Source organism: Synechococcus sp. CBW1004 (assembly GCF_015840715.1).
Taxonomy (GTDB): domain Bacteria; phylum Cyanobacteriota; class Cyanobacteriia; order PCC-6307; family Cyanobiaceae; genus Cyanobium.
This window is the reverse complement of the sequence record NZ_CP060397.1, coordinates 3,431,429-3,447,229: the sequence shown is the minus strand read 5'-3', so window position 1 is coordinate 3,447,229 and position 15,801 is coordinate 3,431,429. Positions and strand designations below refer to the sequence as shown.

Below are 15,801 nucleotides of genomic sequence, written 5' to 3'. Positions count from 1 at the left end.
CAGCCGATGATTCAGCGCTCCCCTGAGCGCTCCAGAGTCACACGGCCCAGGGGGGTGTGAACGCACCCGAGAGTGGCGAGATTACAGCGCTTTCCCGGTGGCAGCTCCAGCGTCTCGCCGCCGCGGAGCTCCAGGCGCCAGGGGTGCGTGGTGAGGTTCTCAAGCCCTTGCAGATCGCGATCCGAAGGATGGGTGACGATGCGGCCGAGCGGCGCATCGATTCGTTCGGCCGCGAGCGGATCGAAGTGGTGGCGATGCAGTTCGTTCTCCGGCGCCGCCGCCACCACCGCGGCTGGGGCGAGCAGACGCGGACCGGCGGGGAAGCTGCCGCCGCAGGCCCAGCACTGGCCCGGTTGCCCCGGCTCCGGGAACACCTCCTGCCGGCAGTGGGGGCAGAAGCGGCGCTGATCGAGCGTGCGGGCCAGGGCCTTCATCCATTCGCCGGTGTAGGCCCGCTGGGAGGGCTGCCTGGCGCCCACCCCGAGACTGCGCTGGAACAGCTGCTGCAGCGGAGGCGGATAGATCGGCCAGGTGAGCAGCGGCGCCGGATGCTCGAGCGGATCGGGACGGTTGCGGCCATCGTCCTCGCTGAAGATGAACACCGGATCCTCGCCATAAAGACGCAGCCGCGCCGGTTCATCGAGGCAGCGGATCAGCAGTTCGAGGCGGCCGCGGTAGGGATCGTGGCGGGTGAGCAGGCGAAACAGCAGCACCGCCAGGGAAAAGAGATCGCTCTGGGTGCCGGGGGTGGCGCGACCGAGCAGCACTTCCGGGGCCATGAATCCAGGCGTTCCCTTGACACCCGCGAGCGCAGAGCCGTTGACATCGACATTGTCGTTATCGCAGATCAGGATGCGACCGCTGGCGGGATCGAGGAAGAGATTGCCCAGCGAGATGTCCTTGTAGCAGAGGCCCTTGCTGTGCAGCGCATGGAAGGCTTCCGCCAGCAGGAAACAGGCGCGCAGCACTGCCCGCAGGCTGATCGCAAGACGCCCGGCGCCATGGTCCACCGCCCCCACGAACTCCGGCGGCCTGAGCTTCATCATGTAGCCGAAACTTCCGGCGGGGATGCGCAGCTCCGCCTGGCACTGGGGCGTGGGCTGCAGCAGCACGATCGGCCACAGGAAGCTGGCATTGGGGCTGGCGGTGCGGATGCTGTTGCGCAGCCGCTCGCGCAGGCCGGGATCCCGCTGCAGGCAGCTGGGGAAGTACCACTTCATGGCCATCGGTTCGCCGGCGAAGGCCACCTCGAACACCTGGCCCTGGCCGCCGCCGCCGAGGCAGCGGATCACCCGGGCGGGGCTGGAGGTGCTGCTGAAGGCGAGGTCGGCTCCCTCGCGGAACATCGCGTTCATGGCAGCGAGGGATCGTGACGGTGAAGGGTGTCGCGCGCGATGCGACGCAGGGCGGTGACGCGCGGAGAGAATCCCACCACTCAGCCGCGCTCCAGGCTCTGGCCGATGGCAGCGCGGATGCCGTTGCGATGGCTCAGGGCGGTGATCCTGTTGGCGAAGCTGTGGCGGTGGGCCATGCCATCGCGCAGGGTGACCGTCAGCACATGCTCCTTGCGTGAGCCGAGCAGGATCCAGGCCACCAGCGCTGCGATCTCCAGGGGCCAGAACAGGAAGGGCCAGGGCAGCAGCACCAGGCCGCCGAGGCTGATCAGCACCCACCAGCTGAAGCTGTGGGGGAAGCGGGCGCGGCTCTGCACGTGGGCGGAGCGGATCTGCTCGAGGGGAATGGGGCGGCCGGCGAAGGCCAGGGGCGCCGCGACCGGGCGGACAACGGAGGGGCTCGCCGCTGCTGAGCCGGCCCGGCCCGGCGCAGGGGCTGGCGTGATCACCGGACGCTCCGCCGGCCTGGCCGCAGCGGGAGGCGGCATCCCCGTGGCGGGCGGCGAAACCGCCTGCCTGGGCCCGGAGGCGGTGCGGGCAGACGCCGATGGCGTCTGCGGTGCATCTGCAGACCCGGGTGCGGGCCGGCCCGCGGCGGGCGGCGGCTGGAGCTGGAACACCAGCACCGGGCCCTCCGGACCCAGCTGGATGTGATCGCCATCGGAAAGGGGGCGGCAGTGGCGGATGCGTTGCCCCTCCAGCCAGGTGCCCTGCGGGCTGCCCCAGTCGCAGACCAGCCAGCCGTGCGCGCGCGAGCAGCGCACCACGGCGTGATGCGGCGCCACTCCATCGGTGGTGGGCATGGAGAGCAGGTTGCTGGCCTCCCGACCGATCGTGTGCGGCCGGGACGGATGCAGCGGCGCCACCTTGGAGGGGTCGCTGAGCAGCACCAGCCGGGCCCCGCCACTCATCGGCCGCCCCCCCGGCGCCCGGAACCGCGGCGCCAGCGATGGCGCCAGTCCTCGCTGATCTCCGCCCAGAGACCGGCCTCACCCTCGCGCCAGGGAACGATCCGGGCCGGGAACAGCAGGGCGATGCTGGCCAGCAGAAGCGCCACCATCACCATCAGCAGCAGCACCCAGCCGGGGATCGAGGCGAGCGCGCGCAGCCAGGCGAAGGGAGCGGTGATCGAAACGGCACGAAGCGCGAACAGAGCGATCGTCAGGGCCACCCACAACCGGAAGGGCGCCCAGGGATCGCGCCGTTGTTCCACCTCTGGACCCACCGATTGCAGGCCGTAGCCTATGGCAACAGCCCAACGGCACACAGGACAGCAGGGATGGCGGCGCGGGAGTCGGAGTTGCCGGAGTCAGCCGGCACGGACCTCCCGGTTCCCTCCGGCCGCACCCGGGCGCCGCACACCCGAAGCGGAGGCGAAGGGCAGCCACAGCAGCACGACGACCAGCCCAACCACCACGGTGACGCCCTCGGCACCGCCGCGTCTGGAGGCCCCGGCGTGGCGGACGCCGGACGCTCCCTGGCGGATCCATCGCCCTGGCGGGAGCTGCTCCAGGGCGATGGATCCTCGCGCCTGGCGGCGGCCCAGCGCCTGTGGCGCTGGGCCCACCACAGCACGGCCCGGCTGGAGCTCTGGCAGGGAGGGCAGCGCCTGCAGGCGCTGCCGCTCGGGGAGGAGCGGGTGCGCATCGGCCGCGATCCGACCTGTGAGCTGGTGGCCCGCGGCCAGGGGGTGAGCCGCGTGCATGCCTTCGTCGAGAAGGAGCGCCCCCGGGACCGCGACTGGCTGCTGGAGGACTTCAACTCCGCCAACGGCCTCTACCGACACGACCGCCGCCTCCGCGCCATCGGCCTGCGCCATGGCGACGAGGTGCAGCTCGGCTCGCCCCTGCGCGAGGCGCCCAGCCTGCGGTACCACTATCCGCGCAGCCCCTGGGAGCAGCTGGTGCATGGGGTGGGCCTGGCCTCGCTGGTGGGATCAGGTGCGGTGATCGGCGGCCTGCTGCTGCTGAGCACGATCACCGGCGGCTCCCGGGTGGACTTCATCGGCGGGCCGGTGAAGATCGTGGCGGCCGACGGACGGCGCATCGATTCGCGCGAAGGGGCCGCCACCGCCCTGCCGACCCTGGAGGACTATCCGCTGGTGCTGCGCCAGGCGCTGCTGGCCTCGGAGGATGCGCGCTTCGGCTGGAACAGCGGCCTCGACATCGGCGGCACCCTGCGCTCGCTGGTGCGGCGCAGCGGCGGCGGCAGCGGCCTCACCCAGCAGGTGGCGCGCATGGTGGTCCCGTGGGTGAAGAGCGGCAATCCGCAGTCGATCTGGCCCTGGGTGAGCACGCCCGAGACCGATGCCAACGGCGACCCGACCCGCTGGGGCGTGCTGGCGCGCAAGATCCGCGAGCTGCCGGTGTCGTGGCAGCTGGAGACCCGCTTCAACAAGAGCGAGATCCTCAAGCTCTATCTCGACCGCGCCTTTCTGGGCCTGGGAACCGAGGGCTTCGAGCAGGCGTCTCAGCTCTATTTCCGCAAATCGGCGCGCCAGCTCAATGCCAGCGAAGCGGCCTACCTGGTGGGGTTACTGCCGAGCCCGAACGGCTACAACATCTGCGCCCCCGGCCCCAGTGAGCTGCGGGCGCGGCGGCTGGCGCGCGAACAGAAGACCGGCAGAGCGGAAACCCCGCTGCCGGATGAACAGGTGTGGACACCGAAGCTGCGCCGCGATCTGGTGCTGCGCCGCATGCTCGAGGAGGGCTATCTCAACCGCGAGCAGTACCGCGATGCGGTGCGCAGCCCGCTGATCTTCGATGCTGCCGCCTGCCAGCAGTCGCGCTGGGTGAGCTATCCCTTCTTCAGCGACTACGCAATGTGGGAGATCGAGGGGCAGCGCTTCTCGCTCAACATCGACCCCAGCCGGGAAGGCGGCAACTATCACGTCGTCGCCACGATCGACCCGGAGCTGCAGGCGCTGGCCCAGCGCAGCGTGCAGCAGTTTCTCGAGAGCGAGGCCCGGCCGCTCGGCGTGCACCAGGCCGCCCTGATCAGCCTCGATCTCCGTACCGGAAAGATCCTGGCCTACGTGGGCGGCGGCGACTACAGGTTTGATCGCGTCCAGTCGCTGCGGCAGCCCGGCTCCACCTTCAAGCTGTTCACCTATCTGGCGGCGCTCGAGCAGGGGGTGAAGCCCGGCGACAGCATGTCGTGCGCCCCGATCTTTCAGCTGGAGAGCGGCTGCCTGCGGGGGGAGGCGGCGATGAGCATGAGCGATGGTCTGGCCTATTCCGAAAACCCGGTGGCGCTGCATCTGGCCGATCGGGTGGGCTTCGACGAGGTGATCGCCATGGCCCGCCGGCTCGGCATCTCCTCACCCCACCTGCAGCCGGATCCGAGCATGGTGCTGGGCGGCAATGAGGTGCTCCTCTATGAGATGGCGCGCGCCTTCGCGGTGGTGGGCAACGGCGGCCGCACCGTGCCGATGCATGGCGTCGAGCGGATCTACGACCTCGCCATCTGCCGCTCGGAGCTGGCCCTCAACAGCTGCCCCAGCCACGGCATCTTCGAGCCCCTGCCAGAGAAACCGCAGCAGCTGCTCGCCCCGGAGATCGCCGCTCAGATGGACGCCATGCTGCGGCGGGCGGTGGAGGTCGGCACCGGCCGCAACGCTGCGGTGGTGGCCGATGCCCGCGGCAAGACCGGCACCACCAACGATGGCCGCGACGCCTGGTTCATCGGCTACTCGCCCAGCAAGGGCATCCTCACCGGCGTGTGGCTGGGCAACGACGACAGCAGCCCCGCCGAAGCCTCCGCCGGCGCCCTGGCCGCCGAACTGTGGGGGCAGTTCATGCGCCAGGTGTGAGCCCGGGTCGCCTGAGGCCGCAGCGCGGCGTGCCAGCCCATCCGCGTCCGTTGTGGCAAGACACAGGATCGATGGCTTGAGACGTCGAAACGTCGCCCCCTCCGGAATCAGAGGGTGGCGGGGGCGTCTCCCGCCGCGGAGTCAGCGTCCTGCGGGAGGACTCCAGAGCCAGCCATCGAGGCCGACACCGCCTCCTGACCCTGTGCCTGCTCCGGCGCGACGCCATTGCCGTTCTGCCCCTTCGGGAGCAGATCCTCCAGCTCGCACACCGGGAAGCGGTTGATCGCCCTCAGGGCCTTGCGGGCCTTGGTGCGCAGCTGCTCGCTGATCACCTCGGCATAGGGCAGCTGGGCCAGCAGGTCCACCGTGCGGCGCATCACCCGCACCACGTCGCCCTCATCGAGCGAGGTGGAGGCGATCAGCTCACTCCAGCTGGCCCCCTCGGCCCAGGCATGCACCAGGCCGGTGAGTTCCGGCTCCCACCAGATCGGGATCACCAGGCCGCGGCGCTCCTGCTGGCGCCCCAGCTCGCGGCGCAGGCCGCGCAGGTCGTGCATCGCCTCCTCCACCGCCGCCGGCGGCTGCCAGGCGCACCACAGATCGAGGCGGTTCACCTCGGTGGAGATCGCCTCCAGCACCGCCGCCAGCTCCGAGGGGCTGAGCTCATCGAGATGGCCGCTCATCAGCGCCAGCCCCAGCCACAGCTCGTTGTCGCCGCGCAGGGCCATCACCGTGCGGCCCACCTCGGTGGGCTCGAGGCCGTCGTCGCCGGCCAGGGCACCGAACACGCGCAGCACCTCGATCAGCTGCAGCACCGTGTCCCAGTGGCGGTTGGAGCGGTGATGCAGCAGCCGGCGCCGCTCCTCGATCTCGTCGTGCAGCTCCTCCATGCGGCGCTGCTGCTTGCGCAGCTGCTTGCGATCGCCCCAGCCGTGGGCGGGATGGGCCTCCAGCTCATCCTCGAGCAACCGGACCTGCTCGGCCTGCTGGCGCACCTCCTCCTGCAGGTCGTAGCGGGGGGTGTGCATGTCATGGCGGCGAGCCAGCGACGCCACCGCCAGGGCCATGCCGCCGCTGGCGTTGTCGCCGTGGCGCAGCTCACCGACGTGCTGCAGCTCCGGCGGGTCGAGCTGCTTCACCTGCAGACAGGCCAGCTCGGCGTGCAGGGCCACCACGGCGCTGCAGGGCAGCAGGATCCAGACGTTCTCATCGGTGAGGCAGAGCAGCAGCGGGAACTGCCCTGGCCCCGGCACCTTGGCGGCGATCACCGCAGGGGTGACGCGGCTGCGCAGCTGCGGGCAGCGCAGGCTCACCAGGGTGCCCTCGCTGGCGAACTGCAGCGCCAGGGTGAGCTCGTGGGCGACCGTCTCCTCGGCCTGCTGCTGCAGGATGCGCAGCAGGCGGAGTGCCTCGCGCAGGTGGCCGCGGCGCTTCTCGTAGTCCTCCAGCTCCTCCCAGGGGATGTCGCCGGCGGTGGAGGAGAGGCGATCGAACTGGGCGACGAGCTCGGCGATGCGGGCCTCATCTTCGGCCAGATCGAGGCTGGCCAGGTAGCGGCCGAAGCTGCGTTCCACCAGCTCGCGCGCCTTGGCCAGGTCGTAGCGCTGCAGCAGGTTGAGCACCATGCCGTAGCTGGGGGTGAACTGGCTCACCAGCGGATCGGCCGGCGCCAGGGCCAGCTGGCCCGCCTCGCGCACGCCTTCGAAGCGACTCTGCACCGTCACCACGTAGCCCTGGGTGTCGAGGCCGCGGCGGCCGGCACGGCCCGCCATCTGCAGGAACTCGCTGCCCATCAGCGGCCGGTGGCCGCGCTCGGTGCGCTTGGAGAGCGCTGAGATCACGGTGGTGCGTGCCGGCATGTTGATGCCCGCCGCCAGGGTTTCGGTGGCGAACACCACCTTGATCAGGCCCTGCTGGAACAGCTCCTCGATCAGCTCCTTCCAGGCCGGCAGCACCCCGGCGTGGTGGGCGGCGATGCCGCGCAGCAACGCGTCGGCGTGGCCGCCCTCACGCACCGCCTCGGGTGCGGTGGCCACAAACGCCTCGAGACGGGCGCGGATGCGCGCCTGCTCCTCGGGCGTCACCAACGAGGCCTTGGAGAGATCCCGCAGAGCCTTGTCGCAGCCGCGGCGGCTGAAGATGAAATAGATCGCCGGCAGCATCTGCCGATCCGCCATCTGCGCCACCACGAAGCCGATCGGCGGCGCCTCCGGCTGGGGCGGTTTGGGGAGCTTCGGGCCCTTGCGGCGGGTGGTCTTGGGAGGGCGCCAGACCTTGCAGTTGGGATGCAGCCCTGTGCCCTCGTCGTTGAGCAGCGGATGCAGGCCCTTGGCGCTGCAGAAGCTGAAGGCCAGCGGCACCGGCCGGAAATCGCTCCACACCAGCCGGGTGGGGCCATGCACCCGCTCCAGCCAGTCGGTGAGCTGCCCGGCGTTGGCGACCGTGGCCGAGAGGGCCACCAGCTGGATGGTGGAGGGGCAGTGAATGATCGATTCCTCCCAGACGGTGCCGCGCTGGGAATCGTTCATGTAGTGGCACTCGTCAAGCACCACCGCCTCGACATCGACGAGCGGATCGTTGTCGGGGTGATCGATCTCCGCATAGAGCATGTTGCGGAAGATCTCGGTGGTCATCACCACCACCTGGGCCTCGCGATTGAGGCTGAGGTCACCGGTGAGCAGGCCGACGCGCTCGGCCCCGAACTGCTCGCGGAAATCGCGCAGCTTCTGGTTGGAGAGGGCCTTCAGCGGCGTCGTATAGAAGACGCGGCGGCCATGGGCCAGGGCGCGGTGGATGGCGTATTCGCCCACCAGCGTCTTGCCGGAACCGGTGGGGGCACTGACCACCACCGAATGGCCCTGGTTGAGCGCATCGATCGCCTCCAGCTGGAAACCATCGAGCGGAAAGGGGAACAGCTGCCCGAGGGGCGGCACGGTGCCGGTGGTGTCCTGCTCGGGCATGGGCCGATCCTATGGGCTGACGGTGGGGAGGACGCTGCATCCCATCAAGCCCGCAGCCACCCCCACGCAGTGCCCCTTCGGGACATCCGCGTCCCGGCCTGGGAAGCCTCCCTAGAGTCAACCTGCTCCAGTCCCCGCAGGGTCATGGTCACGCTGCCGCTTTCGCCCAGCCTGCCGCCTGAGCCAACGCTGCCCTGCGAGCTCACCCTGCCGCGCGAACTCCGTGAAGGGCTGCGGTTCACGCCGGAGCAGTTCGCCCAGCTGTGCGAGGCCAACCCCGATGCGGTTCTGGAGCTGTCGGCCGAGGGCCACCTGATCGAGATGACACCGACTGGAGGCGACACCGGGGCCCGGAACACCCAGCTCACCTTTCAGCTGCAGACCTGGGCCAATCATCAGGGCGGCTGGATCGTCTTCGACAGCTCCAGCGGCTTTCGCCTGGGCGATGGCTCGGTGCTCAGCCCCGACGCCAGCGCCGTGCGGCAAGAGCGCTGGCAGGCCCTCACGCCCGAGCAGCGCCGCGGCTTCCCGCCGCTCTGCCCCGATCTGGTGATCGAACTGGCCAGCGCCAGCGACGAAGGGCCGCGCGGCATCAGCGCCCTGCGCCGCAAGATGAGCGCCTACATTGCCAACGGCGACAGGCTGGGCTGGCTGATCCACCCCGAGCAGCGTGCGGTGGAGATCTGGCGGGGCTCCGGCGTCCCGGCGCCGGCTGCGGCGGGCGGCGCGGCGCTGGACTCCGAGCGCCTTGAGCAGCCGAGCGCGCTGGAGGGCGGCGACGGCTTCCCGGGGCTGCGGCTGGAGCTGGTGGAGATCTGGGCGGTGTGATCTGTCAGGCGTGAACCCAGCTGCGGCCTCCACTGCAGGCTTGGCTATGAACCTGGGGAAATGGAGCGGCACGCTGGACGGCAGCCCATGTCCTGACCCGCGACAGCCTCCGGGAACAGTCTCGCTAGCATTCAACTCAGTATCGGTGCACGGGTTTGATCCGCGGCCGCTTCACGCTTCTGAACCCCAGCCGGCCCGAGCTGGACGCCGTGGAGGTGTCGGCCCTGGCGGACAGCGGCGCCGTGCATCTGTGCATCCCGGAGCATCTGGCGATCCTGCTGCAGCTGAGCGAGCTGGAGCGGCGCGATGGTGCTCGGCAACGAGATGCTGCTGGGAGCGATCCCGATGGAGGACATGGACCTGGTGCTGCGGCCGCAGATACAGAGCGTTGAGGTGAATCCCTACAGCCCAACATGGCGGTGAGCATCGCGATGCAGGCACAGAGCTGAACCAGGAGAGCGCATCCTTCTGCCACGTCCCAACGGCAAGCAGTCCTCCACAGGCGTGATGCCCGGTGCGCCCGCCTGCATCTTGCCCGGAGGACTGGCCAGGGGCCAGGGGGCCGCCAGCTCCGTAGCGCCATACCGCCTGGGCCCATGGACCAGGCACCAGACTGAACAGCAGTCGCGAGGAATTGCCGCGATGTCCAGAGAGTCTCCAGCGGCAGCAGCCACCGCGGCGCTCTGGCGCCAGCAGCTGCGCGAACAACTCGCCCAGCTCCCCCCCGCACGCCGCCGCAGCCTGCTGTCGTTCGCACCTGCGGCCGGCACCCTGCTGCAGCCCACCCCCTGCACGCCGTCCGATCCCCAGGGCATCGGCGCCGCCCCCCTGCTGGATCTGGCCAGCAACGACTACCTCGGCCTCAGCCGCCACCCTGCCGTGCTGGCGGCGGCTGCCGCCGAGCTGGAACGGAGCGGTCTGGGTGCAGGCGCCTCGCGGTTGATCAGCGGCACCCGACCCGTGCACCTGCAGCTGGAAGAGGAGCTGGCCGCCTGGCTCGGCCGCCAGCGGGTGCTGCTGTTCCCCAGCGGCTTCCAGGCGAACCTCGGCGCCGTCACCGCCCTCGCGGATCGCCACAGCCTGGTGCTGGCCGATCGCCTCATCCATCACTCGCTGCTGATGGGGGTGCGGGCCAGCGGCGCCCGGCTCAAGCGCTTTCGCCACAACGATGCCGGTGACCTCGAGCAACGCCTGCGAGACGCACGGCGGGGCGACCCGATGCAGCGCCTTCTGGTGCTGGTCGAGAGTCTGTACAGCATGGAGGGCACCAGCCCGGATCTGCCGCGGCTGGCCGCTCTGTGCGCCGAGCACGGCGCCCTGCTGCTGGTGGATGAGGCCCACGCCCTGGGGGTGCTGGGAGTGGGCGGCCGCGGCCTCAGCGCTGAGCTGCCGCAGGAGCTGCGCGACCACACCCTGCTGAGCGGCACCTTCGGCAAGGCCTTCGGCAGCGGCGGCGCCTTCCTGGCCGGCGATGCCCTGCTGGGGGACTGGCTGCTGCAGCACTGCGGCGCCTTCCGCTACAGCACCGCCCTGGCACCGCCCCTGGCCGCGGGCGCCCTGGCGGCGCTGCGCTGGCTGCGGCAGCAGAACCCGGAGGATCCCGCACCCAGTCCACAGGAACCCCTGCCCGCCAGGGACGGATCAGCAGCGGCACCTCCGTGCGAAGCACTGCTGGAGCGAGCCCGGCGCTGGCGCGACGCCCTTGAGACCGCCGGCTGGCCGCGGCCACCGGGAGAGGGTCCGGTGCTCCCGCTGCTGGTGGGCGGCGACGCCGAAGCCCTGGCGCTGCAGCAACGGCTCGAGGGGGCCGGCCTGCTCACCGTGGCGATCCGGCCGCCGACAGTGCCGGAGGGCACCGCCCGTCTGCGTCTGGTGCTGCGCCAGGATCTTCCCCTGGGGACGCTGGAGCGGCTGCTCAAGGCCCTGGGGCCTCCCTGCTCGCGCCTGTCGACCCATGCCAGCAGCTGAACCGCCCTCGCCAGGTCCTCTGCCCACGATGCATCCGACCTCGTCAATTCAGGCCCTCACCCCGCAGGCACCGCTGCAGGTGATCGCGATGCATGGCTGGAATGGCCAGGCGCACCACTGGGATCCCTGGCGGACAGCCTTCGCCCGCTCCGGCTGGAGCTGGCAGAGCGGCGAGCGGGGCTATGGCGAGGCCGAACCGTTCCTGCCCGGCTGGCAGGACGCCGGACGGCGCGTGCTGATCGGCCATTCGATGGGCCCGCACCTGCTGAACGCGGAGCTGCTCGCGGCGGCCGACGCCGTGGTGCTGCTCGCGAGCTTCGGGCGATTCGTGCCTCCCGGAGCGCCGGGACGCCGCCTGCGGACCGCCCTCGAGGGCATGGCCGCCCAGCTGAACGAGCCCCTGACGGCGCGGGCCATGCTGCAAAGCTTCATGGCGCAGGCGGCCGCCCCGGAGGACCCGGCGCTGCTGCTGCCCGGCCCCGCCGACGGCCCCCTGGGCACACTCCAGCGCCAGCGCCTCCGCCAGGACCTGGAGCTGCTGGGCCGCACCGAGGGGCTTCCCGCCGGCTTCCCCGACGGCATCCCGGTGCTGGTGGTGGAGGCCGCCCAGGACCGCATCGTCGTGCCCGAGGCGCGCGCCCTGCTGCGGCGCGATCTGGAGACGCGGCGGCACCCGCTGCAGTGGCTGACCCTGGAGAAGGCGGGGCACTGCCTGCTGCAGCCAGGGCTGGTGGCGGAGGTGATGGCCTGGCTGCAGAACCTGGAGGCGTGATGAGCATCCCGGCCCCCCCCGACCTCCACCGCGCCATCCACCCCGACGGCGCCCCCTGTCCCGCCCGTGACGACCCCACGCCCCACGGCGACTCTGCTGGCAGCGCCTGCAGCGCCCCGGGCGGCGGCGACAGCAGCGCTGAGCTGAACAGGTTGAACCAGAGCGGCGGTGACCGGAGCGGTGATGGCGGGGACAGCGCGGCCCTTGCCTTCAGCCAGCGGGTGCGGCAGAGCTTCGGCCGCGGTGCCCCTCAATACGATCAGGAGGCCTTGCTGCAGCAGGCGATGGCCTGGCGGCTGGCCCGTCACTGCGCCGATCTGCCGCTTCCGGATGGTCCCTGCGCCGATCTGGGGGCGGGCACCGGACTCCTCAGCCGCGCCCTGCAGCGCCACCACCGCCAGCTGAACCAGCGGCCGCCGCTGCAGCTGGATCTCTGCCCGGAGCTGCTGGGGCGCAATCCCCTCGCCACCGGCCCCTGGCACCACCCTGGGCCCCAACACCAGCTGGCACCCGAGCAACTCCTTTCTCCGGGGCCGCTCCCTGCGAACGGGGACGTCCTCGCGGAGAACGACCCCCTGGGCCGGCTCTGGGATCTCAACGACGGCCTGCCCGAAGACCTGCAGAACGCTTCCCTGCTGGCCTCCAGCTTCGCGCTGCAGTGGCTGAACGAGCCGATCCGGACCCTGGGCCTGTGGTGCCGCGGCCTCGCATCCGGAGGCTGGCTGGTGCTGGCGCTGCCCACCGCCGGCAGCTTCCCCCAGTGGCATCGTGCCGCCGAGCACGCCGATGTGCCCTGCACGGCCCTGCCCCTGCCCGACGCTGCAGGCCTTCTGCAGGCCGCGGAGGCCAGTGGTCTGAGCCTGCGACACGCCCAGAGGCTGCGCTTCACGCGCCACCACCAGGGGGGCCTGCCGACACTCCGCCATCTGCAGCGCCTGGGCGCCGGCGCCAGCCGCCGCAGCCCCCTCACACCGATCCAACTGCGCCGCCTCCTGGCCCACTGGCCCGCCACCAGCCCGCTCACCTGGGAGGTGCTGCTGCTGATCGGCCAGCGGCGGCCATAGGGTGCCGCCGCTGAACCACAAGGCAGGAGCGCAGCATGGCCCCCGGTCCGCGACTGGTGATCGTCGGCACGGACACCGACGTCGGCAAGACCGTGGTGAGCGCCCTGGTGGTTCAGGGCCTGGGCGCCACCTATTGGAAGCCGGTGCAGAGCGGCCTTGAGGAGGGGGGCGACAGCGGCCGGGTGCAGCGGCTGCTGAACCTGCCGCCGGAACGGCTGCTGCCGGAGGCCTACCGCTTCGAGGCGCCGGTCTCCCCCCACTGGGCCGCCGAGCGGGAGGGGGTGCGGATCGATCGACAGAAGCTGGAGCTGCCGACCCTCGAGCAGGTCCCGGGCCCGCTGGTGGTGGAGACAGCGGGGGGGCTGCTCGTGCCGCTGCGGCGCGACTGGCTGCAGATTGAGCAGATCGCCCACTGGCGCCTGCCGGTGCTGCTGGTGGCCCGCAGCGGCCTGGGCACGCTCAACCACACGCTGCTGTCGCTGGAGGTCCTGGAGCGACGGAGCATTCCGGTGCTGGGCCTGGTGCTCAACGGCCCCCTCCACGCCGACAATCCCCGCACCCTCACCGAGCTGGGCGGCGTGCCGGTGCTGCTGGAGCTGCCGCCGCTGGAGCGCCTCGACGCCGCCTCACTGGCCGGGCGGTGGCACGGCAGCGCCCTGGCCCATAGGCTGCAGGCATGAGCAAAACGCATCTTCTGGTCGGCGGGGCCGTTGCCCTTCTCTGCGGCGGCATCCTGGTGTTGTTCACCGACATCGAGGTCAAGGTGGTCGAGTGGGTGAACTGCGGTCCCCTGGCGATCCAGCGCGAGCGCGACTCCGATATCTGCCGCTGAGCCATCCGGCTCCGGATCCTCCGGCGGCAGGGCAGAGCTCCGGCGCAGCTGATCGCGCCGCGTCCTCCACCAGCGCTGCAGCCGACTGGCGCAGTCAGCCGGGATGGCGGGAGCGCAGCGGGCAGTGGCCGGTCATGGCGGCGACGTTGTGCTTGGCCATCGGCAGGGGCCAGCCCTGACGCAGCTGATCGTGCAGCATCTCGATCTGGGTGCAGTTCCAGCCCTGGCGCTCCAGGGTCACCCGGATGTCCTGCCACTGGCCGTCGGCGAATTGCTCGTAGGGACCCCAGCCCCGGTCGGAGCGGGATCGCCGCGTCAGCTCATGCGGTTGGAGGAAACGCTTGGACACGGACGTCTCCGGATCCGATCGGCCGACCCCATCATGGCAACCCTGTCAGGGCCTGCCCACCGCATCGTGACGGCTGCCTGTCGCGCCTGCGCCCTGCCCCCATGCCGGTGCCGTGGCGGCACACTTTCCCTCGCAGGTCCGCACCCACGCACGGGCCTCCACCGCTGCCTCCCTCTGCCAGCCATCCCCATCGACCAGTCCACAAGCCACCCGTATGGCACCCACACGCCGGGATCGGACCGGCAGGACGCCGCGCCCAGGCTCTGGCATCCCCATCTCTGGCACCCCTTCATCCAGCCGGCGAGCGCCGATCCGCCGCGCCGGGCGGTGCGGGGCGAGGGAGCCCTGCTGGAGCTCGACGACGGCCGCCGGCTGATCGACGCCATCAGCAGCTGGTGGGTGACCCTGCACGGCCATGGCGAGCCGACGATCGCGGCGGCGATCGCCGCCCAGGCCCTGCAGCTCGAGCAGGTGATCTTCGCCGATTTCCGCCATCCGGCCGCCGAGCGCCTGGCCGAGCGCCTCAGCGCCCTGAGTGGCCTGGAGCGGCTGTTCTTCTCCGACAACGGCTCCACCGCCGTCGAGGTGGCGCTCAAGATCGCCTGGCAGTGGTGGCACAACCGCTGCACCCCGAGGGCCCGACTGATCGCCTTTGACGGCGCTTACCACGGCGACACCTTCGGGGCGATGGCAGTGGGGGAGCGCTCGCTGTTCAGCGCGCCGTTCGAGCCGCTGCTGTTTGAGGTGGCCCGTGCCCCCTGGCCGGCCACCTGGTGGGGCGACGCCGAGGTGGAGGCCCGCGAGGCTGAGGCCCTGGCCAGGCTGGAGCAGCTGCTGGAGGTGCCGACGGCGGCGGTGATCCTCGAACCCCTGGTGCAGGGAGCCGGCGGCATGGCGATGGTGCGGCCCGCCTTTCTGCAGCAAGTAGAGCGGCGGGTGCGCCAGGCGGGCGCCCTGCTGATCGCCGATGAAGTGATGACGGGCTTCGGCCGCTGCGGCGAGCTGTTCGCCAGCCGGCTCGCCGGCGTCCAGCCCGATCTGATCGCCCTGTCCAAGGGCCTCACCGGCGGCTTCCTGCCGATGGGCGTCACCCTGGCGGCGGAGCGCATCTACAGCGACTTCGTCGACCGCAATCCAGCGCGCACCTTCTATCACGGGCACAGCTTCACGGCGAATCCACTCGGCTGTGCCGCCGCCCTCGCCAGCCTCGATCTGCTGGAGGCCGATCCGCAGCGCCACCGCGGCATCGAAGATCGCCACCGGCCCCACCTCGAGGCCCTCAGCGGCCATCCGGCCGTGCGACGGCCACGTCTGCTCGGCAGCATCGCCGCCTTCAACCTGGCGTCCGGCGAGGAGGGCTACCTCAATCCCCTCGGCCCCACCCTGCAGCGCCTGGTGCTGGAGGAAGGGGTGTTCCTGCGGCCGCTCGGCCAGGTGGTGTATCTGCTGCCCCCCCTGTGCATCAGCGACAGCCAGCTGGAGCAGTGCTACGGAGCGATCACCCGCGCCCTGGATCGCCTCTGAACGGCAGGCGGGCTCTGCGGCTCAGGGACCGGCGAGGATCGCCGCCTCCACATCGGCGCGGGCCAGGCCATAGGGGAAGTGGCGCAGGCGCTCCTGGCCGTCGTGATACCAGCTCACCTGCAGATCCTCCACAGCCAGTTCGATCGTGGCGCTCCACTGGGGCCGATGCAGATCCCAGATGGCCGCATGGGTCCCGCGCTGGCGCGCGCCGAGACCGCGCAGCCACTCCTCCAGAGCCGGCAGTGGGTGGTGATAGAGGGGAGTGCGATCGGGCGGCAGGGTCGCCATCGGAGGGGCGG

General features: G+C 71.1%; 15 protein-coding genes. 9 read left to right on the top strand and 6 right to left on the bottom strand.

Annotation, left to right across the window (positions count from 1 at the left end; translation table 11 throughout):
* Window positions 1-11 precede the first annotated feature (11 nt).
* From H8F25_RS16370 to H8F25_RS16360, 3 genes are all read right to left on the bottom strand, one after another.
* The gene (locus tag H8F25_RS16370) at window positions 12-1,355 is read right to left on the bottom strand and encodes a protein kinase (RefSeq protein ID WP_197211314.1); all 1,344 of its coding nucleotides are present in this window, start codon (window positions 1,353-1,355) and stop codon (window positions 12-14) included.
* An 80-nt stretch (window positions 1,356-1,435) separates the two neighbouring features.
* Window positions 1,436-2,305 carry an FHA domain-containing protein gene (locus H8F25_RS16365; RefSeq protein ID WP_197211313.1) on the bottom strand — a complete coding sequence of 290 codons (870 nt, stop codon included), beginning with the start codon at window positions 2,303-2,305 and terminating at the stop codon, window positions 1,436-1,438.
* A complete protein-coding gene (locus H8F25_RS16360; protein WP_231596920.1) occupies window positions 2,302-2,619 on the bottom strand; it encodes a hypothetical protein in 318 nt (105 codons plus the stop codon). Before H8F25_RS16360 ends, H8F25_RS16365 begins: the two co-directional genes overlap by 4 nt.
* A 75-nt stretch (window positions 2,620-2,694) precedes the next feature.
* Between H8F25_RS16360 and H8F25_RS16355 the strand changes: the two genes are divergently transcribed.
* Window positions 2,695-5,205, top strand: coding sequence for a transglycosylase domain-containing protein (locus tag H8F25_RS16355; protein ID WP_231596919.1), 2,511 nt, complete (start codon window positions 2,695-2,697; stop codon window positions 5,203-5,205).
* A 107-nt stretch (window positions 5,206-5,312) separates the two neighbouring features.
* Here H8F25_RS16355 and H8F25_RS16350 read toward each other — a convergent pair whose 3' ends face one another.
* Window positions 5,313-8,165, bottom strand: a complete 2,853-nt coding sequence (locus H8F25_RS16350; protein WP_197211311.1) for an RNA helicase — start codon at window positions 8,163-8,165, stop codon at window positions 5,313-5,315.
* A 144-nt stretch (window positions 8,166-8,309) separates the two neighbouring features.
* On the opposite strand from H8F25_RS16350, the gene H8F25_RS16345 reads away from it, so the two are divergent.
* The 7 genes from H8F25_RS16345 to H8F25_RS16315 all read left to right on the top strand — a co-directional run bounded on the left by H8F25_RS16345 (window position 8,310) and on the right by H8F25_RS16315 (window position 13,629).
* Complete coding sequence (locus H8F25_RS16345; RefSeq protein WP_197211310.1) at window positions 8,310-8,993, top strand: Uma2 family endonuclease; 684 nt, start codon at window positions 8,310-8,312, stop codon at window positions 8,991-8,993.
* 155 nt (window positions 8,994-9,148) lie between these two features.
* Complete coding sequence (locus H8F25_RS16340; RefSeq protein ID WP_231596918.1) at window positions 9,149-9,385, top strand: hypothetical protein; 237 nt, start codon at window positions 9,149-9,151, stop codon at window positions 9,383-9,385.
* Window positions 9,386-9,635: 250 nt separating this feature from the next.
* Window positions 9,636-10,961, top strand: coding sequence for an aminotransferase class I/II-fold pyridoxal phosphate-dependent enzyme (locus H8F25_RS16335; protein WP_197211309.1), 1,326 nt, complete (start codon window positions 9,636-9,638; stop codon window positions 10,959-10,961).
* A 28-nt stretch (window positions 10,962-10,989) separates the two neighbouring features.
* A complete protein-coding gene (locus H8F25_RS16330) occupies window positions 10,990-11,733 on the top strand; it encodes an alpha/beta hydrolase (RefSeq protein ID WP_197211308.1) in 744 nt (247 codons plus the stop codon).
* Window positions 11,733-12,797 carry an SAM-dependent methyltransferase gene (locus H8F25_RS16325; protein ID WP_197211307.1) on the top strand — a complete coding sequence of 355 codons (1,065 nt, stop codon included), beginning with the start codon at window positions 11,733-11,735 and terminating at the stop codon, window positions 12,795-12,797. Before H8F25_RS16330 ends, H8F25_RS16325 begins: the two co-directional genes overlap by 1 nt.
* A gap of 35 nt (window positions 12,798-12,832) precedes the next feature.
* A complete protein-coding gene (gene bioD, locus H8F25_RS16320; RefSeq protein WP_197211306.1) occupies window positions 12,833-13,477 on the top strand; it encodes a dethiobiotin synthase in 645 nt (214 codons plus the stop codon).
* A complete protein-coding gene (locus tag H8F25_RS16315; protein ID WP_197211305.1) occupies window positions 13,474-13,629 on the top strand; it encodes a hypothetical protein in 156 nt (51 codons plus the stop codon). Before bioD ends, H8F25_RS16315 begins: the two co-directional genes overlap by 4 nt.
* A 94-nt stretch (window positions 13,630-13,723) precedes the next feature.
* On the opposite strand, the gene H8F25_RS16310 is transcribed toward H8F25_RS16315, so the two are convergent.
* Window positions 13,724-13,978: a hypothetical protein gene (locus tag H8F25_RS16310; RefSeq protein ID WP_197211304.1), complete on the bottom strand. Its 255-nt coding sequence runs from the start codon at window positions 13,976-13,978 to the stop codon at window positions 13,724-13,726.
* A 33-nt stretch (window positions 13,979-14,011) separates the two neighbouring features.
* Here H8F25_RS16310 and bioA point away from each other — a divergent pair, with 33 nt between their 5' ends.
* On the top strand, window positions 14,012-15,502 hold the full coding sequence (gene bioA / locus H8F25_RS16305) for an adenosylmethionine--8-amino-7-oxononanoate transaminase (protein ID WP_197211303.1): 1,491 nt from the start codon (window positions 14,012-14,014) through the stop codon (window positions 15,500-15,502).
* 21 nt (window positions 15,503-15,523) lie between these two features.
* On the opposite strand, the gene H8F25_RS16300 is transcribed toward bioA, so the two are convergent.
* Complete coding sequence (locus H8F25_RS16300) at window positions 15,524-15,790, bottom strand: DUF3143 domain-containing protein (RefSeq protein ID WP_197211302.1); 267 nt, start codon at window positions 15,788-15,790, stop codon at window positions 15,524-15,526.
* Window positions 15,791-15,801: the final 11 nt, after the last annotated feature.

What these genes read in the sequence shown, in the direction of transcription:
- H8F25_RS16325 (WP_197211307.1), top strand. Translation starts at nt 11,733, where the DNA reads ATGAGCATCCCGGCCCCCCCCGACCTCCACCGCGCCATCCACCCCGAC.
- H8F25_RS16365 (WP_197211313.1), bottom strand. Translation starts at nt 2,305, where the DNA reads ATGAGTGGCGGGGCCCGGCTGGTGCTGCTCAGCGACCCCTCCAAGGTG.
- H8F25_RS16330 (WP_197211308.1), top strand. Translation starts at nt 10,990, where the DNA reads ATGCATCCGACCTCGTCAATTCAGGCCCTCACCCCGCAGGCACCGCTG.
- bioA (WP_197211303.1), top strand. Translation starts at nt 14,012, where the DNA reads ATGGCAACCCTGTCAGGGCCTGCCCACCGCATCGTGACGGCTGCCTGT.
- H8F25_RS16345 (WP_197211310.1), top strand. Translation starts at nt 8,310, where the DNA reads ATGGTCACGCTGCCGCTTTCGCCCAGCCTGCCGCCTGAGCCAACGCTG.
- H8F25_RS16370 (WP_197211314.1), bottom strand. Translation starts at nt 1,355, where the DNA reads ATGAACGCGATGTTCCGCGAGGGAGCCGACCTCGCCTTCAGCAGCACC.
- H8F25_RS16315 (WP_197211305.1), top strand. Translation starts at nt 13,474, where the DNA reads ATGAGCAAAACGCATCTTCTGGTCGGCGGGGCCGTTGCCCTTCTCTGC.
- H8F25_RS16350 (WP_197211311.1), bottom strand. Translation starts at nt 8,165, where the DNA reads ATGCCCGAGCAGGACACCACCGGCACCGTGCCGCCCCTCGGGCAGCTG.
- H8F25_RS16300 (WP_197211302.1), bottom strand. Translation starts at nt 15,790, where the DNA reads ATGGCGACCCTGCCGCCCGATCGCACTCCCCTCTATCACCACCCACTG.
- bioD (WP_197211306.1), top strand. Translation starts at nt 12,833, where the DNA reads ATGGCCCCCGGTCCGCGACTGGTGATCGTCGGCACGGACACCGACGTC.
- H8F25_RS16335 (WP_197211309.1), top strand. Translation starts at nt 9,636, where the DNA reads ATGTCCAGAGAGTCTCCAGCGGCAGCAGCCACCGCGGCGCTCTGGCGC.